18 protein-coding genes are annotated in these 19,392 nt (G+C 49.3%); 12 read left to right on the top strand and 6 right to left on the bottom strand.

Going from position 1 to position 19,392, the window contains the following annotated elements; genetic code table 11:
* The first annotated feature begins 5 nt into the window (after positions 1 to 5).
* Positions 6 to 536 carry a bifunctional adenosylcobinamide kinase/adenosylcobinamide-phosphate guanylyltransferase gene (gene cobU / locus HRM2_RS01080; protein ID WP_012662594.1) on the top strand — a complete coding sequence of 177 codons (531 nt, stop codon included), beginning with the start codon at positions 6 to 8 and terminating at the stop codon, positions 534 to 536.
* 387 nt (positions 537 to 923) lie between these two features.
* Here cobU and HRM2_RS01075 read toward each other — a convergent pair whose 3' ends face one another.
* The gene (locus HRM2_RS01075) at positions 924 to 2,231 is read right to left on the bottom strand and encodes a hypothetical protein (RefSeq protein WP_012662593.1); all 1,308 of its coding nucleotides are present in this window, start codon (positions 2,229 to 2,231) and stop codon (positions 924 to 926) included.
* Between the two features lie 199 nt (positions 2,232 to 2,430).
* On the opposite strand from HRM2_RS01075, the gene HRM2_RS01070 reads away from it, so the two are divergent.
* From HRM2_RS01070 to HRM2_RS01050, 5 genes are all read left to right on the top strand, one after another.
* Positions 2,431 to 2,874, top strand: a complete 444-nt coding sequence (locus tag HRM2_RS01070) for a DUF4442 domain-containing protein (protein ID WP_012662592.1) — start codon at positions 2,431 to 2,433, stop codon at positions 2,872 to 2,874.
* A gap of 230 nt (positions 2,875 to 3,104) precedes the next feature.
* Positions 3,105 to 4,016, top strand: a complete 912-nt coding sequence (locus tag HRM2_RS01065; RefSeq protein WP_012662591.1) for a hypothetical protein — start codon at positions 3,105 to 3,107, stop codon at positions 4,014 to 4,016.
* 90 nt (positions 4,017 to 4,106) lie between these two features.
* Complete coding sequence (locus HRM2_RS01060; RefSeq protein ID WP_187149320.1) at positions 4,107 to 4,586, top strand: RNA polymerase sigma factor; 480 nt, start codon at positions 4,107 to 4,109, stop codon at positions 4,584 to 4,586.
* Positions 4,586 to 5,149 carry a glycogen-binding domain-containing protein gene (locus HRM2_RS01055; RefSeq protein ID WP_012662589.1) on the top strand — a complete coding sequence of 188 codons (564 nt, stop codon included), beginning with the start codon at positions 4,586 to 4,588 and terminating at the stop codon, positions 5,147 to 5,149. Before HRM2_RS01060 ends, HRM2_RS01055 begins: the two co-directional genes overlap by 1 nt.
* Complete coding sequence (locus HRM2_RS01050; RefSeq protein ID WP_041272974.1) at positions 5,146 to 5,466, top strand: hypothetical protein; 321 nt, start codon at positions 5,146 to 5,148, stop codon at positions 5,464 to 5,466. Before HRM2_RS01055 ends, HRM2_RS01050 begins: the two co-directional genes overlap by 4 nt.
* 278 nt (positions 5,467 to 5,744) lie before the next feature.
* Here the strand turns inward: HRM2_RS01050 and HRM2_RS26885 are convergent, their stop codons facing one another.
* Positions 5,745 to 6,032, bottom strand: a complete 288-nt coding sequence (locus HRM2_RS26885; RefSeq protein WP_187149319.1) for a hypothetical protein — start codon at positions 6,030 to 6,032, stop codon at positions 5,745 to 5,747.
* A 305-nt stretch (positions 6,033 to 6,337) separates the two neighbouring features.
* On the opposite strand from HRM2_RS26885, the gene HRM2_RS01040 reads away from it, so the two are divergent.
* Both HRM2_RS01040 and HRM2_RS28020 read left to right on the top strand, forming a co-directional pair.
* Positions 6,338 to 6,685 carry a VOC family protein gene (locus tag HRM2_RS01040; RefSeq protein WP_012662587.1) on the top strand — a complete coding sequence of 116 codons (348 nt, stop codon included), beginning with the start codon at positions 6,338 to 6,340 and terminating at the stop codon, positions 6,683 to 6,685.
* A gap of 265 nt (positions 6,686 to 6,950) precedes the next feature.
* On the top strand, positions 6,951 to 9,470 hold the full coding sequence (locus HRM2_RS28020) for a helix-turn-helix domain-containing protein (protein WP_012662586.1): 2,520 nt from the start codon (positions 6,951 to 6,953) through the stop codon (positions 9,468 to 9,470).
* A gap of 84 nt (positions 9,471 to 9,554) precedes the next feature.
* Here HRM2_RS28020 and hcp read toward each other — a convergent pair whose 3' ends face one another.
* Positions 9,555 to 11,270 (bottom strand): hydroxylamine reductase, encoded by a 1,716-nt coding sequence (gene hcp, locus HRM2_RS01030; RefSeq protein WP_012662585.1) that lies wholly within the window; start codon positions 11,268 to 11,270, stop codon positions 9,555 to 9,557.
* Positions 11,271 to 11,296: 26 nt separating this feature from the next.
* Positions 11,297 to 11,518, bottom strand: a complete 222-nt coding sequence (locus HRM2_RS01025; protein WP_041272972.1) for an EscU/YscU/HrcU family type III secretion system export apparatus switch protein — start codon at positions 11,516 to 11,518, stop codon at positions 11,297 to 11,299.
* 247 nt (positions 11,519 to 11,765) lie between these two features.
* Between HRM2_RS01025 and HRM2_RS01020 the strand changes: the two genes are divergently transcribed.
* From HRM2_RS01020 to HRM2_RS24835, 4 genes are all read left to right on the top strand, one after another.
* Complete coding sequence (locus HRM2_RS01020) at positions 11,766 to 12,095, top strand: STAS domain-containing protein (RefSeq protein ID WP_012662583.1); 330 nt, start codon at positions 11,766 to 11,768, stop codon at positions 12,093 to 12,095.
* Positions 12,096 to 12,227: 132 nt separating this feature from the next.
* On the top strand, positions 12,228 to 12,629 hold the full coding sequence (locus tag HRM2_RS01015) for an ATP-binding protein (RefSeq protein WP_232364268.1): 402 nt from the start codon (positions 12,228 to 12,230) through the stop codon (positions 12,627 to 12,629).
* Between the two features lie 8 nt (positions 12,630 to 12,637).
* Complete coding sequence (locus HRM2_RS01010) at positions 12,638 to 14,638, top strand: SpoIIE family protein phosphatase (protein WP_012662581.1); 2,001 nt, start codon at positions 12,638 to 12,640, stop codon at positions 14,636 to 14,638.
* Between the two features lie 16 nt (positions 14,639 to 14,654).
* A complete protein-coding gene (locus HRM2_RS24835) occupies positions 14,655 to 17,108 on the top strand; it encodes an MFS transporter (protein WP_012662580.1) in 2,454 nt (817 codons plus the stop codon).
* Positions 17,109 to 17,127: 19 nt separating this feature from the next.
* On the opposite strand, the gene HRM2_RS01000 is transcribed toward HRM2_RS24835, so the two are convergent.
* Both HRM2_RS01000 and HRM2_RS00995 read right to left on the bottom strand, forming a co-directional pair.
* On the bottom strand, positions 17,128 to 18,183 hold the full coding sequence (locus tag HRM2_RS01000; RefSeq protein ID WP_012662579.1) for a DUF1611 domain-containing protein: 1,056 nt from the start codon (positions 18,181 to 18,183) through the stop codon (positions 17,128 to 17,130).
* Positions 18,180 to 19,364 carry an ABC transporter substrate-binding protein gene (locus HRM2_RS00995; protein WP_012662578.1) on the bottom strand — a complete coding sequence of 395 codons (1,185 nt, stop codon included), beginning with the start codon at positions 19,362 to 19,364 and terminating at the stop codon, positions 18,180 to 18,182. The genes HRM2_RS01000 and HRM2_RS00995 overlap by 4 nt, the downstream gene beginning before the upstream one ends.
* Positions 19,365 to 19,392: the final 28 nt, after the last annotated feature.

Here is a 19,392-nt window from a genome sequence, read left to right as displayed (position 1 = left end):
AAACAATGATAACTTTGGTAATTGGCGGATGCCGCAGTGGGAAAAGCAGCCATGCCCTTGGTCTGGCAAACGCCCTCTCCGGCACAAGAAAACTTTTCATTGCAACCTCCGTTCCCACGGATTCGGAGATGGAAAACCGGGTGATCAAGCACCAGCAGGAAAGGGGAAACAGCTGGATAACGGCAGAAGAACCCCTGGAGATTGCAAACATCATTGACGAAAAATCAGGGTCATCGGACGTGATATTGGTGGACTGCCTCACCCTGTGGACATCAAATCTTATGTTTAACAACCTTGACCAACCTGCCATCGAACTCAAACTCCAGGCCCTTGCATCAAGCCTTGGCCGCGCCTGCTGCCCCGTAATTCTGGTCTCCAATGAGGTGGGTGCCGGGATTGTTCCGGAAAATGCACTGGCCAGACAATTCAGGGATTTGGCTGGATTTGTCAACCAGCGAATCGCCTCTGTTGCGGACCGTGTCGTCTGGATGGTGGCCGGTATCCCCGTCAAGATCAAACCCGTGACCACGGTCTGACCCTGTCCGGGAACCGTTGTCATCCCCATGCTTTTGATTCCCCCGTTCCCAACAAGCACACACAGACACAAGATCTTTCTACCTGTGCGGGTAGCTTTTTTACATGAAACTCATATAAGTCCGGCGAACGGGAACAGGTATAACCCTAGGCTCATTCTCGCAGCCCGTCCATGGGCTGCTGCGAGGGAAATGGTAGCTCCTTCAGCGTCCATGCTGACCGCTGCCATTTAACCCGCTTCGGGTAAAACCTGTTCCCGTTCACCTCTGTTATCGGATTTTATTGTTTCCATGGCCCTTATCTGCCCATGGAACAGGAAGAAGATTTAAATCCTTCAGCCCTGAAATCAAGATCAAAAACAAGATTAACCTGAACGGCCAGATCAGGCATCAGTCCTGACCATGGATTTTGCAACCTTCAATTCTCCGGGTAATCTCCGCTTCAACCAGGGCATATTCCCTGGAGTTTAAGTCATGGTATGTATGTTTAAACTCTAGTTCCATGATCCCTTCGGGAAGATGGTCAATGGGGGGCATAAATTCAGATTCACGGCGAATTCGAGCCATGGATATCTGAAGGGCACGGGCCTGGTCACTGTCAGCAACGGCCAGCTTGGCAAAGGCGATCCCGGCCCTGTCTGCAGCAAGATCTGCAAAGCTGAACCCAGTCCCTCCCCTTGAGTCCTCCATCTCCTTGAATACGCCCACAATGGATGACAGCCCGCTGTTTGAACCTGCAGCAATGGCGGCTGAGATCAAAAAATGCTGGGTAAGATCACTTCGGCCCACCAGGGTCAGGGTCTGCCTTGCAGCTTTGGGCAGAGCAGCCTCTCCAGGATCTCCGGTGAGAATTTTCTCGGACCAATTCATGACATAGAGGGTCAGGCTGAACACCAGGGCACGGTTTTCCGGTCCTGGGGGTTCACCTGCCCGACTTCGCTCCAGAGCCGTTGCAAAAAGGGGTTGAAAATACGCTGATACTGAGAGTGTGGGTTTATTGAATGAGTGGGAAATGCGGGCAATTTCCACGGAATAGAATCTAATTCGATTCCTCTCCGAAGGAGAGAGGATCAAGTCCCTGGCCTGATTCTGAAACCGTTTCGCAACACCCCGGTCCCATTGAAATTCCAGGCTAACCTTTCGATCACCCGGTTCAATGACCCGGATTGAATCAATGACTTCACCCACGGTCTTAAACCAGGCCGTGGATTTAAAAAAAGGATACCCCAGCGCAATGGCAGGGTTGACCCAAAAAACCGGAACTGGCAATTTTCCCAATTTCATGCAGGTTATGGTTGTTTGTCTGCCTTTGAACGAAAGTCGTGCCGCCAGGTTCACGTATTTACCCGAAAGCCTTCCGGGAAGTTCCATGCATACCTGAATCTTTGCCGATTCAACATTCAGGACGACCTGGGCACCCATCCTGGCATCCAGGGATACCAGGGCATAATCCAGTACAAGGTTCAATTCCTCCTGTTGGATGGTGATTTTTTTCACCTGTCCATCCTTTAATCTGCGGGGATCATTCTGTTGAATGATTTTTTTTATTCTCCCGATGTCCTCCTGTTTCAGTTCTCGATCAAGAGTTACAAGGGGGACAGATTCCAGACCCAGAAAAATCAGCCCGATGGAAAGAGAAATGGCAGACACAAACATCAGAACAATCAAAGATCCGGCTATTAATTTAAGGGTACCCATGAAACATTTACCTTTATTGCTTTGGCCATTGACCAGTGTGTAAAACAATTATTCTTGACAAACCCGTGCACATCCGTATGCTTTTGACATAAATACCACGCCAATGGGCTGTTGTGGCAAGGATAAATTTAAAATTCTAAGGATTTCCCTGGATTATGTGTTTCCCCAGAACAAGCATCACCCACCAGGAGAGGATGCAATGAAAGCATCAACCTTCAAGCTCCTCATGAACATCTACCCGCCCTATTGGGGCACGGGAATCCGTGTCAGAGCCATTTCCAGGGAATACCGCTACATCAAGGTCGTAATGCAACGCCGCTGGTACAATCGGAACTACGTCAATACTCACTTTGGCGGCTCCCTCTACGCCATGGTGGACCCCTTTTACATGCTGATGTTGATTCCTATTCTGGGTCCAGACTATGTGGTATGGGATAAGGCCGCTACCATTGATTTCATCAAACCTGGCAGGGGGACCATGACCGCCGAATTCCGCATTACCGATGCTATGCTATCCGATATCATGGAAAAAACAGCAGGCGGTGAAAAATACATGCCCCAATACCCCGTCGAGATCATGGATCAACAGGACGATGTCGTTGCCAGGGTCGATAAACGGATGTATATCAGAAAAAAACGCTGATACCTTTTTAAGCTGCTGAACACGGCAATGGCCATTATGTCCCACCGAAATAGTGAAAAGATATTGTTTAATTTGTAACCTTTTCACTCCTACTTCGTTACATATGAAACGCTTACCGACGTATTACAATCAGAGGCGTTTCAGCATTCGTTATTGCCAGGGCAGATACCCTGCTCCGGCCATGTCGATTATGAGGTCAAGAAATCCTGTTGTTGCCAAAAGGAGGATCCATGGCAAAACTTTTTCAAATCATTTTCATCCTGTTGTGCTTCTCCACCCTGGGTTTTGCCGAAGAATCCCCAGCCCTGTCCCAACGGGCCATTGAAAGTATTCAACAGCAAACCCATGAAATGAGAGCCCTGGGGGTACCCGAATCCCAGGCCCGGAAAATGTTAACACTCATGGTTCAGAAAACCTTCCAGAAGCAAACTCGAATCCGCGCCCGGCAAGTGATCATAACTGCCGCCAAAGAGGGGTTATCCACGGAACCGATTATTAACAAAGCCATGGAAGGCATGGCTAAACAAGTCCGGGAACAGAACATCATCGTGGCCATGGAAGCAGTTTACCGCCGCCACGCCCATGCAAATCAATTGGCCAGATCTCTATCAAACGACAAAGAAATCATTGAAATCATGACCCAGACCATCGCCGACAGTATGGCCGCGGGAATGAAATCCACGGATATAAAATCAGTGGTGGCCCGCCTGCAGGTACGGACCCTTCAACAAACAAGGAACAGATCAGAAAACGACAATCTGGCCATACAAACCATGAAAACCGTTTGTACCATGGCAAGGCTGGGAGTCGAGTCTTCCATTGTGTCAGACATCCTTCGCAACGCACTGCAAAATCAATATTCTCCCCAGGAAATAAAACAATTACGTCAACTTCTCACCCAAAAAGCCAATATCATTTCTCCCCGACAGGTTGCCAATCAATATGCCAGTTCCATTGGCAAGGCAGGAAAAACAGGCGGTTCAGACGGCAGCAGTAACGGTGGTAGTAGCAGTAAGGGTAGTGGCGGCGGTAATGGCAGTAATGGCGGCAGTGGCAGTGGTGGCGGCGGTAGTGGCGGTAGTGGCGGTAGTGGCGGTAGTGGCGGCAGTGGCGGTGGCGGTGGCGGTAGTGGCGGGAAATGATTCCAAAGGGGTAATAAGCCCCGTTTACAGGCTGCTGGCCAATCCAGAGTGTGGTGACGGATCCGGCACTTGTTTAAAGGCAAAAGGATAGTGGATTCCTACGATAGCTTTTACAGGAAGAATAAAGACCGGATATTTGCCTACCTGCTCCGTCTGACTGGGGACTATCACCTCTCCAACGATTTTATGCAGGAAAGTTTCGTTCGATACTTTTCCCACTATCACACCACCCCCGGCAATAATTGTGCATTGCTTTTCACCATTGCCAGGAATGCATTCCTGGATTCGATCCGAAAATATAAGGAGGAAAAATTTCAGGATAAAAAGGAGGTGGCCTGGGTTAGCAATCCTGAATCCCAACTCATTGAAAAACAGGCATTAGACAAAATGCTTGCTGCTATCCAGAAACTCAACTCAGTTGACCGGGAACTGGTCGCCCTGCTGGCAACCAAAACGTTTTCATACAAAGAGATCGGAAAAATACTTAATATCAGCGAAACCAACGTTAAGGTCAAGGTTCACCGGGCCCGCCTTAGACTCAAGGCAATCCTTAAAAATGGAGGTCAGTGATGGATTATCTTTCCAGCATGTACATTGACGATGAGATGGATCTAAACGCAAAAAAACAATTTGTCGAAAAAGTCCGGTATGATAAAGATTTCTACAAACAAACCCTGGATCTTTTGGAACTGGAACAATTGATTGAGATTCAACCGGTTCTACCGGAACCTCTCCCTGGAAACAGATGGCGTCCACCAATCTGGACAAGACTGGCGGGCCTGTTAAAACCCATTGGGTATACAGCCGCCGGTTTTTCCACAGCAGTGCTGATGCTCTTTACTTTTTTCCAGTCTCCACCTCTCCCCCTGTGCAACAACCGATTCGTCCTTTTTGAACCGGCGGCAAATCAGGTGGAACTGGTCGGGTCGTTCACCGGGTGGCAGAAAGTTGCCATGGAACGAATCGGCAACAGCGGCTACTGGGAACTCAACCTTCATCTTGTTTCTGGCGAACATCGGTTTGCTTATATTCTGAATGGCCACTCCAGAATTGCCGACCCCACACTTCCAGCAAGGGAGGCAGACGATTTTGGCGGGGAAAACTCTATTTTAAATATAGAGACACGCATATGAAATGCTTATCGACCCTTGTGATTTTTATGACGTTGATCGCTGGCTGTGCGACCCATTATTGCAGAAAAGAAAAAGATTCACTGGTACTTTACCTGGAGAAACCAGGTGCACAAAGGGTCTTTTTTGCCTATAGCCTGGATGGGTTCAAACCCCACGAAGCAAGGCATTTGGATGGTCGATGGGTGGTGGTCCTGCCGTACGAGAATCCGTTCCGGTACTACTATGTTGTAGATGATGAAATCTTTCTACCGCCCTGTCAGTTCACAGAAAGTGATGATTTCGGTTCTGAAAATTGTATTTTCGATCCGCAACAATAATAATATTCGCCTCCGTTAGCCCCCTTATTTAATCATATTTAATCATATTTAATCATAGTAGTGTAACTTTTCAACCATCCATACGTTGTAATGGCATAGGGCCCATGATCAAAGAAGCTATTGGGACCCCAGTAGCTGAGCTTGGCATCCACCCAGCACAGGAATGTCAGTAATAATTAATGATTAAAAAGGAGAAAAATGAAATGACTCGAAAATTTATGAACCCCTTGGTAATTTTTATGGCAATGCTTCTGTCAACCGTACCGGCCTGGTGTTCACTACCCGATCAGATAAAACCTGCCCGTTCCGATAAAAACATCACCCCGGATATGACAGTGTTGACTGATTACACTACACTTGAGACTGAAATCCTTCTTGCCAGGGGAGGCAATGGCGGCGGTAATGGCGGCGGTAATGGCGGCGGTAATGGCGGTGGCAATGGCGGCCAGGGTGGCAATGGTGGAGGAAACGGGAATGGCGGGAATGGCGGGAATGGGGACGGTTCCTGTGACGGTGACGGCCCAGGACCCGGTGCAAGTCAAGGCCCTGGACCCGATGCAAGTCAAGGCCCAGGCCTTGATGCTGGCCCAGGACCCGGACCTGACAGCAATTCAAAATAAACAACCCGTTTGTAACATGACTTAGATCACCCTGATTCCCTTTAGGGTGCATTGCAAAAATGCAAACAGTTTAAACAACAAAAACAGGTAAAAGGCAGGGGGATTTCCCCTGCCTTTTTTTGTTTCCCCGGGAGGCAGATGGACTTAGGGCCTTGGAAACAATAAAACCTCACATAGGTCTTGTCTTTTAAGTCATATTTTGAAAAAATTTAATCTGATCAATACCCCAGGCAGGAGGAAAATCCATATCCATGTCAATCAAGTCGGTTAACACGATTTTATACTGCACCCGATGGGCAGAGACGGTTGAATTCTACGATAAAAGTTTAAATTTTCAACGGCTCACCACCCGGGAATGGTTTGTCGAATTTTTTCTGACCGAGTCAGCCAGGCTGAGCATCGCCGATGAATCACGCTGTTCGATCAAGGGCGCCAGGGGTATGGGCATTACCATCAGTCTTGCTGTGGACAATCTTGGGGCGGCACACCGAAAATTTCAAATAAAAAAACTCAGCCCGACACCGATCAAAGACCTCTGGGGTGCCAGGGTTTTTTATCTTTATGACCCCGAGGGAAATCGGATTGAATTTTGGGAATAACGTAAAAAAACAAGAAACCTTGCCCATTGATACGTCGGAGCCCACCATGATCGACAAGTTGAGTTTAACATGGCAAAGGAGTTCCCGAAAATTAGGAATTCCCCAGGGTTTATTGTTTGATCTTGAAGCGCTATCGAGGTAGTATACATTCGTTGCGGATAGAGCTGATACCCCGCCAGGGTCCTGCCGGTTATCGGTATAGAATCAGCACGGAAACCACTCAATAACTGTTTGCTGAAGAAAACAGGGGAAACAAATAAATTCAATGCCGTTAAAAAACCATGAACTTGCCCTTGCCGGTGATTTTGTTCAATACACGGACAGCCATATTTTTTTGACGGGAAAGGCTGGCACCGGCAAAACCACCTTCCTCCATGACCTCAAGGCGAACACGGCCAAACGCATGGTTGTAACGGCCCCCACGGGCGTTGCAGCCATCAATGCTGGCGGGGTTACCCTGCACTCTTTTTTCCAGCTGCCCTTTGGCCCGTTCATTCCAGGATCTGAAACAGGGGAACTCAACAGGCAGCGCATGTTCCGGTTCAGCAGGGAAAAACAGCAGATTATAAAAAGCCTTGATCTGCTGGTCATTGATGAGATCAGCATGGTGCGGGCCGATCTGCTCGATTCTGTGGATGCGGTTCTGCGGCGGTTGCGCCGCAATGACAAGCCCTTTGGCGGGGTGCAGCTGCTGCTGATCGGTGACCTCCACCAGCTCTCCCCTGTAGCAAAAAACGCTGAGTGGCAGCTGCTGCAACAGCACTATGGATCGGTATTTTTTTTCAGCAGCCATGCCCTTGCCCGGACCGAGTTGCTGACCATTGAATTAAACCATATTTACCGCCAGACCGACGACCGGTTCATCCGACTGCTCAACCGGGTTCGAAGCAACCGGCTTGACACGGAAACCATTGGCGAACTCAACCAGCGCTACATTGAAAATTTCACCCCCCACCAGGACCAGGGCTATATCACTCTCACCACCCACAACAACAGTGCAGATACCACCAACCGCGACCGTCTGGCCAAATTATCCGGCAAATCCCATCGATTCAGCGCAACCGTTACTGGAGAGTTTCCCGACCACACCCTTCCGGCCCCTGCCACCCTGGTGTTTAAAATCGGGGCACAGGTAATGTTTCTTCGAAATGATTCCTCCCCCCAACGGCGCTATTACAACGGAAAAATAGGTAAAATAATGGCTGTTTCCGACCAGGAGATACGCATCCTCTGTCCCGGTGAAACCGAAGAAATTACGGTTGAGCCCGTTGAATGGCAAAACATCCGGTACACGGTCCACCCGGAAACCCGGGAGATCAGCCAGGAAATCATCGGTACATTCAAACAGTTTCCCCTGAATCTTGCCTGGGCCATTACCATCCATAAAAGCCAGGGGCTGACCTTTGAAAAGGCCATCATTGATGCCGGAGCCGCCTTTACCCACGGCCAGGTCTATGTGGCCTTAAGCAGGTGCAAAAGCTTTGAAGGCATGGTGTTGAGCGCTCCCCTTCCCTGCCAGGGCATTGAACCGGACCCGGCTGTGGTCGACTACCTTGAAACAGCCCGGCACCATCCCCCTTCTGAAACCAGGCTGGAAAAAGCCAAAATTGACTTCCAGCAACGGTTGATTATCGAGTGCTTTGACTTTCAACTGCTCAACAACCGCCTGAACTACCTTGCCCGGCTCTTGTCCGGTAACCGCAATTTGATCCAGGTGTCGGGTGGAATCGATGTTCAGGGGATCCAGACCCGGGCCGCAGAAACAATCTTTACCGTGAGTGAAAATTTCAAACAGCAGTTGTTCTCGCTGTTCAGGGACAATGTACTGCCCGAATCAGACGCCCAGATCATGGAAAGAACCGGCAAGGCATCTGCATGGTTCCAGGAGAAATTTTCCACAACTTTTGATGACCTTATTGAACGTTTCCAGGTGGAGACTGACAACAGGGAACTGGGTAAGAAAATCGGCAATCTCCTGAACAATGTCAGGCAGGAGATTGCCGTGAAACGTGCCGGCATAGAATCCTGCGCAACAGGATTTTCACCGACCCGTTATCTTAATGCCATTGCAAGGGCTGAGATTGATTTTACACCTGAAAAGAAAAAAAAGAGCCCCCCCCCGGATTATGGAGAATCAGACATTGAACATCCAGAGCTGTTCCAGGACCTCAAGGCATGGCGCACGGCCAGGGCCAGCCAGGAAGGGGTCCCGGCGTTCATGGTTCTCCATCAAAGGGTGCTGATCCAGATCGCGGTTAACCTGCCCGACAATTCAGCAGATCTGAAAAAAGTCAAGGGCCTGGGCGATAAGACCCTGAAAAAATACGGCCAGGAGATCCTGGAACTGGTCAGGGCATATCGAAAAAAGCACAACATTGAAACCGTGGTGCTGCCCCAGCCCCCAGAGCCTTCCTCAACCAAGCCCAAAAAGGAAAAGCCTTCAACAAAAACATCCTCACCAGGGTCAACCCCTTCTAACACCATGCAGGCGAGCTTTGATCTGTTCAACAAAGGACTCACCATTGCAGACATTGCCAAAGAGCGGGGCCTTGTGGAAAACACCATCCAGACCCACCTCTGTTTTTTTGTGGAAAACGGCCTTGTGGATATCAGCAGATTGATCTCTCCTGAACGGCGTAAGACCATCCAGGCAGTACTGGACAAGCTTGAAAACGCCTCGTTAAAAGCAATCAAGCAAACCCTGGGCGACGAGTTCTCCTATGGGGAGATTCGTCTGATGACGTCCCTTCAAAAACACCTGTCCGCCAAGAAACATCCTGTCTGACGACACCGTGTTTCCCCTGATCTGCCATGACGTCCCAGGATCACCCCATTGGAAAAACAGGGTGATCCTGAAACAGTTATAAAATTACCTGCCCTGCATCATGGCTTCAATATCACCATCCACATCACCGATGGGCTTGATGTCAAATTTGTCGACCAGCACCTTGAGCACGGTGGGCGAAACAAAGGCCGGAAGTGTCGGTCCAAGACGGATACCCTTGACCCCGAGGAAAAGCAGGGCCAAAAGAACCGCCACGGCCTTCTGCTCGTACCATCCAATGTCGTAGGAGATGGGCAGGTCGTTGATATCTTCGAGCCCGAATACCTCCTTGAGCTTCAAGGCGATCACGGCAAGGGAATAGGAATCATTGCACTGACCCGCATCCAGCACCCTTGGAATACCGTTGATATCCCCAAGGTTAAGCTTGTTGTAACGATATTTTGCACAGCCTGCCGTGAGGATTATGGTATCCTTGGGCAGCTTTTCAGCAACTTGGGTGAAATACCCCCTGTCCTTTTGCCTGCCATCGCATCCAGCCATGACAATGAAGCGCTTGATGGCACCCGACTTGACCGCTTCCACCACCTTGTCGGCCAGGGCAAGCACCTGGTTGTGGGCAAATCCACCCACAATGGTGCCGGTTTCAATCTCCTGGGGGGGGTCACATTTTTTTGCCACGGCAATCACCTGGGAGAAATCCTTGGTTTTGCCGTCCTGCCGGTCGGCAACATGGTTCAATCCGGGGTAGCCCACCACACCCGTGGTGAAGGTCCGATTCCCATAGGTGTTCTTCTTTTTAATGGGGATAATACAGTTGGTGGTCATGAGGATGGCCCCGTTAAAGGTCTGAAAGTCTTCATTTTGTTTCCACCAGGAGCTGCCGTAGTTGCCCTTTAAATGATCGTACTTTTTAAAGGCTGGATAGTAGTTGGCCGGCAGCATTTCTCCATGGGTGTAGACGTCAACCCCCGTTCCTTCGGTCTGTTTAAGAAGTTCTTCCATATCCTTTAAGTCATGGCCGCTGATCAGGATGCCGGGACGGCCGCTGACGCCGATGTTGACCTCGGAGATTTCAGGATTGCCATAGGCCCGGGTGTTGGCTTCGTCCAGGACCGCCATGGTTGTTACGGCACACTCACCTGCCTTCATGACAAGGGCCACCATTTCATCCACGGACAGATCTTCGGTGGTGGATGCAAGGGCCTCCATGAGAAAATCGTAGATCTCATCCTTTTCAATCCCGAGAACAGCGGCATGGTCGGCATAGGCAGCAACCCCTTTGATGCCGATGATCAAAAGCTCCCTCAGGGACCGGACATCCTCGTTTGTTGTTGCAAGGATTCCAACGGTTTTAGCCTTTTCCTGGTAGGCCGTTGCATCATTGTCAAACCAGACGGCGCAATCGTGGATCATATTCTGGGGAGCAGATGCAGGGGCATCACTGAACAGGCCGACAACCCGGGCCCACAAAGACGCCTTTGCAGGGCCGGGGGTCAAAGCATCAAATTTTGCCTTTAGCTCCTTTTTAACCCCCAGGGACTGCTGGATCCAGAGAGTAAGGCTGTCATCGTCAAAGTTGGCATTGGTGATGGTGGTGAAAAGCCCCTTGGCAACAAACAGTCCCACATCCCTTCCCACGTTCACACCCGAAGCCTTTAGCCCCTTTGCGAGTACGGCAATGCCCTTGAGATTGTAGATCAAAAGATCCTGAAGATTGGACGTGGTCTCTTCCTTGCCGCACATCCCCTTGATGGTACATCCCCTGCCCTTTGCAGTTTCCTGACACTGAAAGCAAAACATATTGATCCCTCCATTTGGTTTTTCGTTTATTTCTCATCATAACCATGAAGGTACACCACGGGCCGTATAATTTCCTTGACCAGGGTCAAGAAACCACAAATCAGTAAATTATTTTTTTCCAGAAACTTGATCCAGAGCAGTACATTTGCCACCTGACGCAAAAGGTCCCCGGGGATATAGGTATTTTCACGGGCATCGGCAAAAAGTGCCTGTGCCAGGAGAACATTCGCCATGGTGGGAATGCCCACCTCTTTATCAAGTAAGAGATTTATTAAAACTACTTACTTGGAATCAGATTACAGATTGCCTCCCTGAAAAGGGATTGATTTTAAAATCATATTCCCATACTATCCGTTTCACTCCCCATGGGAACTGATTTATTCAACCCTGTGGGCTGTTTTATTCTTAAAGGCTTGTATGCAACCCAAGGGCCATGGCATGAATCGGTCTGGATTCTTTGCCATGCCCCATAACCAGTTAAACGGAGAATAAAAGGTGGAGCTTAAGGTAGAAAAAAGAGGAGAGAGTGTCATCCTTTTCATCAAAGGACGTCTGGACGCCGTAACCGCAGGCGAACTCGAGGCAAAATTGACAGATATTATACAGAACGAAAAGGAGAACATCATCATCTCCATGGACGCTCTTGAATACATCAGCAGTGCAGGGCTCAGGGTAATTCTTCTAATTGCCAAAAAACTCCATGCCCTTGGACGAAAGATTGGATTTGCAGCCGTATCCGGCAATGTCAAGGATGTCTTTGACATCTCAGGCTTTTATGCGTTGTTCGAAATCCATGATACCCTGGATGACACTTTTTTCGCCTGATGAAATAAACCGAACCGGTTTATTTTTTTAAATGACCATGCCTTGAGGGGCATGGCAACAGATGAAACTCGGCAACAGGTTTGGGCTGGCGCGGAGTTCAGAAGAAAAGGGGAGGTTTTTCAATTGAAACGAGTGTCATGGCCTGCAGAACTCGCATCCCTTCCACTTCTCCAGGAACATGTGGAAACCCTGGCACAACAATCAGGACTCGGTCCAAAACGTTTGATTCAGCTCTCCATTGCCCTGGAAGAGGTGGTGATGAACATTATCAACCACGCCTATGCCCCGGCAGAAACAGGAAAAATCTCCATAGGATTCGAGGACCAGGGGGACCAGGTCTTTATTTCCATTTCAGACACAGGTGTCGCCTTTAATCCCCTTGGAATGGCTGCCCCCGACGTTAAAAGTAACCTCATGGACCGACCCATCGGCGGCCTCGGGGTGATGATGGTAAAAAAATTCATGGACAAAGTCGCCTATGAACGCTGCAACAATGAGAATACCCTCCACCTGACCTTCAATAAAACCGAATAGGAACCCCCATGTTTTTTTCCATTAAATTTAAAATTCTTATCTCAATCGCCCTGATTATGACGCTGACGGCCGGGGCAAATATCTACTTCACCCACCGGGATGTGGGCCAGGCCATGCTCTCCTCCCAGAGGGAAGCTGCTGAAAAAATGCTGGCCTATGTCCGCCTTAACACAGAGGACGAGTATCGTTCCCTGTTACGGGCCAAAATGGAGATGACCCTGGAAAAAAGGGGGCAGCTCAAGGAGGCGGCGCTTCTGGCCCTGTCAGTGCTTAAATCTTTTAATAAATTTGAAGAAGAAACCGGGAAAACCGGGGCAGAAAAATGGATACAGACCATACCGTTCAAGAATATCCACTACCTTCTCTTGAACCGGGAAACCCGGGTGATGGCAACATCTAGCCCCAGGTTCACATCCAAAATCTTCCAGACCCTCACCGATGTCAAGGGTAGAAACCTTGCCGGAACCATGGCCTGGGACAAAATTTCAGCCCGGGGGGACTATGCCGTGGTCAACCTGGGGGAAAAACAGATTCTGACCTATTTTGTTCCATTTCCCACCTGGCAGTGCACCCTTGCCACAATTCTTGATATCAACGACATCGAAGCCGAGGCTGAAAAAAAACTGGCCAGAATTATCACATCCCTTGAAGCCTCCGCCCGGGAACTGGTTATGATCAAGGGAGGTTACGCCTTTATGTTCACCGGGAAAAAGACCTTTATCATCTCACCGCCAGAAGCCCTGGCCCAGGGCCTTGCAGAGGGAGTCAACACGCAAACAGGCCATCCCATCCTCGCCGATATGATGACCGCTGCCACCCAAAACCCGGAAAAAAACAAAGAAGATCAAAAACTGATCCATATCTCGTCCCTTGACCCCCAACAAGAAGAAATGGCAACCAGTATCAGTTATTTTAAGCCCCTGGACTGGTATATCGGAGTCACCGTCCCGGTTCGGGAAATCCAGCGCCCTGCCCGGGACCTGGTGATTCGCCAAAGCACCCTCATCGCCGTTATGCTGGCCCTGGGACTTTTGATCATTGGATTCATGGTATCCCGAATTGCCTCTCCCCTGCGCGCCCTTGCAGCCCATGCCAAAAAATTACCGAACCAGGATTTTACGGCTGAATCGGGCACAGCAGTCTCCATTCAAGAGCGGGTCCTCCGTTCCAGGGACGAGGTTGGAGAACTTGCCCGATCCTTCGGGTTCATGGAATCAGAACTGAGAAAAAACATCAGCAACCTGGTTGAAATCACCGCTGCAAGGGAGAGAATCCAGGGGGAACTGAATGTGGCAAGGGAAATCCAGATGGGCATCATTCCCAAAACCTTTCCCACCTTTCCCGACCACAACCAGTTTGACCTGTTTGCCACCATCAAACCGGCCAAGGAGGTAGGCGGTGACCTTTACGATTTTTTCCTGCTCGATCCCGACCATGTCTGTTTTACCCTGGGCGATGTTTCAGACAAAGGAGTACCGGCTGCCCTGTTCATGGTGATCACCAGAACCCTGATCAAAACCACAGCCGAACATGAACGCTCTCCAGCCAGAATCATGTCCCGTATCAACACCATCCTGGAGGCGGACAACCCCCGGGCCATGTTCGTCACCCTGATCATCGGCGTGCTGAACATCCGCACGGGAGCGCTGACCTATTCCAGCGGTGGGCATAACCACCCCATTCTTGTAGAAAAAAACGGCAGTATTAACTATAAAACAGACAAGAGCGGCCCCATGGTGGGGGTCATTGCCGATTTCGATTACAGGGAAATTTCCGTGGACCTTCTACCGGGGGACGGATTTTTCCTCTACACGGACGGGGTCACCGAAGCCATGGACAAAGAACAGCATCTTTTTTCCGATGGGAAACTACTGGAAACGGTTCAGAACGGCCCCCTGGACCGCCTTGAAGCGACCATTGAAAATGTCATGGAAAAGGTCGTCGACCATGCAGGGGATGCCCCCCAGTCCGATGACATTGCCATGCTCATGATACGCTACAACGGTTAATTCCTTGGATAACCCAATGAAAACCACAAAACTCACCCCTGCATTTAAGTGTAAGCTCCTCTTTGCAACCACCTTGATGATACTTGCAGCCCTTTCATTCAACGCCTTTCTCACCTCAACCACCCTGGAAAAATTATATGTAAAAACCCTTGCCTCAACCTATGGAATCATTGGCAGGGATCTTCAGATCAGCATAGAAAAAGCTGTGAGGTATGGAAAAAAAATCGATAAATTTATAGGTATGGACCGCCTTCTCAAAAAGACCCACCAACAGATGAACAGGGGCAAAGATACCTCCTTCCAAATGGAAAACCATGTTTCCATTGCGGTCTCTGGCGGCAGTATAAAATATTCGTCTTCCCCCGACCTTGTGGGCAGCAACGCCAGGTTGACCCCCGGCAAATCCATCCTTTCCAACGGGGAAGGCTTTACCGTTCAAAAACAGGCAAAGCGTTATGTGATTCCCATTCCCATCAACGACAAACAGATGGAAACAGTCGGTTTTGTCATCATTGATTTCAGCCGGGCCAGCGTGGACAGACTCATGCATTCAGTTCACCTGAAATACCTTAAAACCGGAGGGATTATTCTTTGTTGCGGGTTCATTCTGCTCGCCATCGCCTTTAATGCGATCCAGCTGAACAAACCAGGTAAGGGTTCAAAGCAATCGGGAAAACGGATAATGATGGCCGCCCTTGCCATTATCATCCTTTGCCAGGTGGCATTTTCAGTCTACGGTAGAAACGCTTTTTACGCCTACTATCTGAAAATAAACAGGGAAAAGGTCGCTCTTATCAATCACACCCTCAAGGGTAAAATCGAATTTCTCCTGAACAAGGGATTAAAGATCAACGGGCTTTTTAAAGTCGAAGATCTGCTCCATGGCATGATTGAACAATCCCCGGAAATTGAAAAGATTGAACTTCAAACCAACGAGAATAAGCCTCTTTATACGGCCGTGAACGACGCCGGGAAAGGTTCGGCCGCAAAGATTGCTGCCAGCGTCAGCAAGGCCGATTCAGATAACTTCTATACCATCAAAACCCCCCTTGTTAAGGAGGGTGAGGTCCAGGAGGGCCGTCTTATGACCACCATTTCCAGGGACAAGGCACTGGAACAGATTAAAGCCATTGGCCTTGATGCCGTGACCGTCCTGGTCATCGCCATCTTGTTTTCTTTTGAACTTTTGGTCATTATTTTTCAAATGGTCGATAAAACCATTGAAAAGACGAAGGTCCACTACATGGATATGCGGCCAGCCGCATTTCTCTTCTCCTTTGGCATTGATATCTGTGTCTCATTTTTACCCCTGTACATGGACCGACTCTATGTTCCCAATGCCTGGATACCCAAGGATATTTTCATTGCACTGCCCATTTCAATGGAAATGCTGTGTGAAGGCCTGGCCATATTCATGGCCGGCACCTGGCTGGACCGAAGGGGATGGCATGAACCCTTTTTGTGGGGTGTTGTGCTGACCGGCGCCGGATTAATTTATTCATGGCTGGCTCCGGATGCCTTTCACCTGATCGCATCACGGGCCGTTGCAGGGTTTGGTTATGGTTTTGTCATCATGGCGGCCCAGGGCTTTGCCATTTCATATTCCAATACCGACGAAAAATCACACGCCCTCACCCAGCTGTATGCAGGTCTTTATGCCGGCAGCATCTGCGGAGGAGCCGCAGGTGCCATGCTGGCCGAACGGCTGGGGTTTAAACCAATTTTTTTAATCGGGGGGCTTCTGATCCTTTCCATCCTGATCTATGTTTTCATCTTCATGTCAGACGCCGTTAAAAAGAGCTCCCAGCATGGGAGTAAAAACCGCCCCACCCCGGCCCCATGGCTGGATCTGTTTAAATTTTGTTCAAACCGAAATATCCTGGGGCTGATCACCCTCATTGCCATACCCGCATCTGTTTCATTGATCGGTTTCTTATACTACTGCATTCCCATCTATCTGAACCAGCATCAGGTGTCCCAGTCAAACATTGGCAGGGTGTTCATGCTCCACGGGATCTGTCTTGTGTATGTTGCACCGTTTATCAGCCGTTTTGTGGACCAGTCCCGGAACAAGAGAGGCTTTCTCATGTTAAGCTCCGTTCTGACGGGCATTGCATTTATCGCCTATTATAGTTTCCAGGGGTTTGTTATCACCCTGTTTTCGGTTGTGGTGCTTGGGGTGGCAGGTGGTCTAATGTATGCGGCTCAAAACCCCTATCTCTTGAAACTTCCCATCACCCAGACCCTGGGCGAGGGAAAGGCTTTGAGCATCATCTCTGCGACAAGCCGGATCGGACAGATACTCGGCCCATTTATTTTTGGCTGGATGTTTATTTTCGGCATTGACCGCTGCCTGCCCCTGGTGGGCGCTATTTACCTGGTGGCTGCCCTGGCCTTTCTCCTGGTCACCCAGAAAGAAACCCTGGCCAAGCCCCCTGCCCTCTCAGATACAACAAAGGCACAGGGGTAAAAGACCACTGACCGGGAAGCTAAGGCCCGCATATCTCAGATACAATATCATCCACGCTTTCATGGTAGGGCACCCGGGTCAGGATATTGTACCGGGACTGAATCTGCCTGGCCTTTTTTAAGGCCTGCTCCCGGTTCATCTCCTTGGAATACAGGGTTATGGCAATGGGTTTTTTGCCGTCAAAGGCCTCGATGATCCTGAGTTCCCGTTCAAGGCTTGGCATTTCAAACTTGGGAAAAAGCGCATAGGTTTTACGCTCCGACGCATATTGAAGGATCACATATTCTGGCTTTGCCGCAGCAAGGAGCTCAAAACCGCCGGGGTCCGAAGGGTGCAGCATGGCACCTTCCCCATGGGTGACGATCACTTCAGGATCATCCTGCTTCCAGGCCTTCCACACGGCATCCTCAATGGCACCGGTAAGGAAATCAAGCACAATGGCGTCAATGACAATGGCGTGCTTAAACCCCTGCATCCAGCCTGTCTGACCCATGGCCACAAACGAGGTTTTGATCTTTCTTTTCTGCAGGCACTCAAAAATATCAATGGCCGTGGTTCTTTTGCCGATGATGCCGTCCGTTCCAATAACAGCCACCTTCTTTGCCGTCACATCCAGAATTTTACCTGAAAAAGATACCCTGAGATTGTTGAAAATTTTTCTCACATCAATCAATTTGACCCCGTACCTGAAGGCAAGTCCTGCAATTTCAGGATCGTCCGACAAAAACATGTGCAGGCCGTTGACGATATCCAGCCCCTTGATGATGGCTTCACAAATCAACGGATAGTAGTCCCGGGGAAGTCGTCCCCCGGCATTGGCAACGCCGATGATCAAAGTTTTAATGCCCGGGGTTGTGCCCAGGGCATGGCCAAGGGATGAAAAAAAGGGAATATTCCTGTGAATCCCATCAAGGACTTCTCCGGCATCCCTGCCCGTAAGGTTGGAATCAATGACACCTGCTATCTCGTATCTGTTTGAAAATTTTACCAGGCCGTGGGCTGTTTTTCCGTAAAACGAGTCATACCTGTCCTGGGCCAGAATAACCGCTTTGGTCTTGGTTACATTTTTGATCATTTTGATGGCTTCTCTATTTCCTGGTAAATTTCATCCGCTGCAACAAGCACATCCACGGGGAGATCAAATCCAATGATTTCAGCCGTCTTGAGGTTAATTGCAATTTTAGGCGGAGCTTCAAAGAGTTGATTGAGTTCACCCGGTTTTGCCCCGTTGAAGATCCGGGCAATTGAGTTTGCATTAAATTCACCCACATACCGGAACTCAGACTGGGAAATGCTCATGAAAAACCCCTGTTTGACCTCGTCTGACCCGGATTGGGAAAATGTGGGAATCCGGCCCTGATTGGTTATCTCTACAAGATCGGCAATGCTCTGGGAGGATATGCCGTTGGGAGCCACGGGGATATAAATGGCGTCCGAAGTTTTTATCAGTTTTTTCAATGCGGTTTTAACACTTTCCACGGCAATCGCCTCTGAACTTACATTGGTCTCCTGGGTAAACGCGCTGACGATTTCAAAATTGAGTTCCTTTGCCAGTCGTTCAATGACACTGATTGCAGCATAGCTTCGGCCTTCAACGGAATTCTCATAGGGAATCCCCAATCTTTTAAACCCCACAATATCGTGGAATATCCGTATCTGCTGTTCATCCCGTGTGGGGTCCACCCGGGCCGTAAAATAATCGTTCCCGGAATCCTCAACACTTTTTATGATCCCCGATGCAATGGGATCACTGATTGAAATCCCGATCCCCGGCACCTTTATCCCCGCCTTGGAAACATCCTGGGCAGCCCAGGTGCCCACGGCAAGAATAAGGTCAATATCTTTTTTGTTTTCAACCCTTGATAAGAGCTGATTCTTTAAATTTTTCCTGAGGGCATCGTCCCAATCAGCGCTGTAGAATCCGTCACTGAGAAAATCGATATATTCGCTGTTGATGTCATTACAGAGCCATGACCAGATTCTTTTTGTACTTTCCGTATGGGGTTCTGGCACCCCACCGGCTTCAATCCATCCCTGGGCCATGAGCCCTTTGACCGTGGCCAGCAAGATTTTAGAGTAATCACTGTAATCACCGCCCTGGTAAAGGGCCACCCGCCATTTAACACCATTATTTTTTACAGGATTGACACCGGCTTCACCGGCAGAGGAGGCCGGCGGCAGCAAAGTGAACGAAACACCAAACATTAACCAGCACATGATTGTGATTATCAATGATCGCTTTAATCTTTTGTTCATACATATCTCCTTTCGCCCAATACCAAAA

It is taken from the genome of Desulforapulum autotrophicum HRM2 (assembly GCF_000020365.1).
In the GTDB taxonomy this organism is placed as follows: Bacteria; Desulfobacterota; Desulfobacteria; order Desulfobacterales; family Desulfobacteraceae; genus Desulforapulum; species Desulforapulum autotrophicum.
This window is presented reverse-complemented; position numbering and strand designations above follow the sequence as displayed.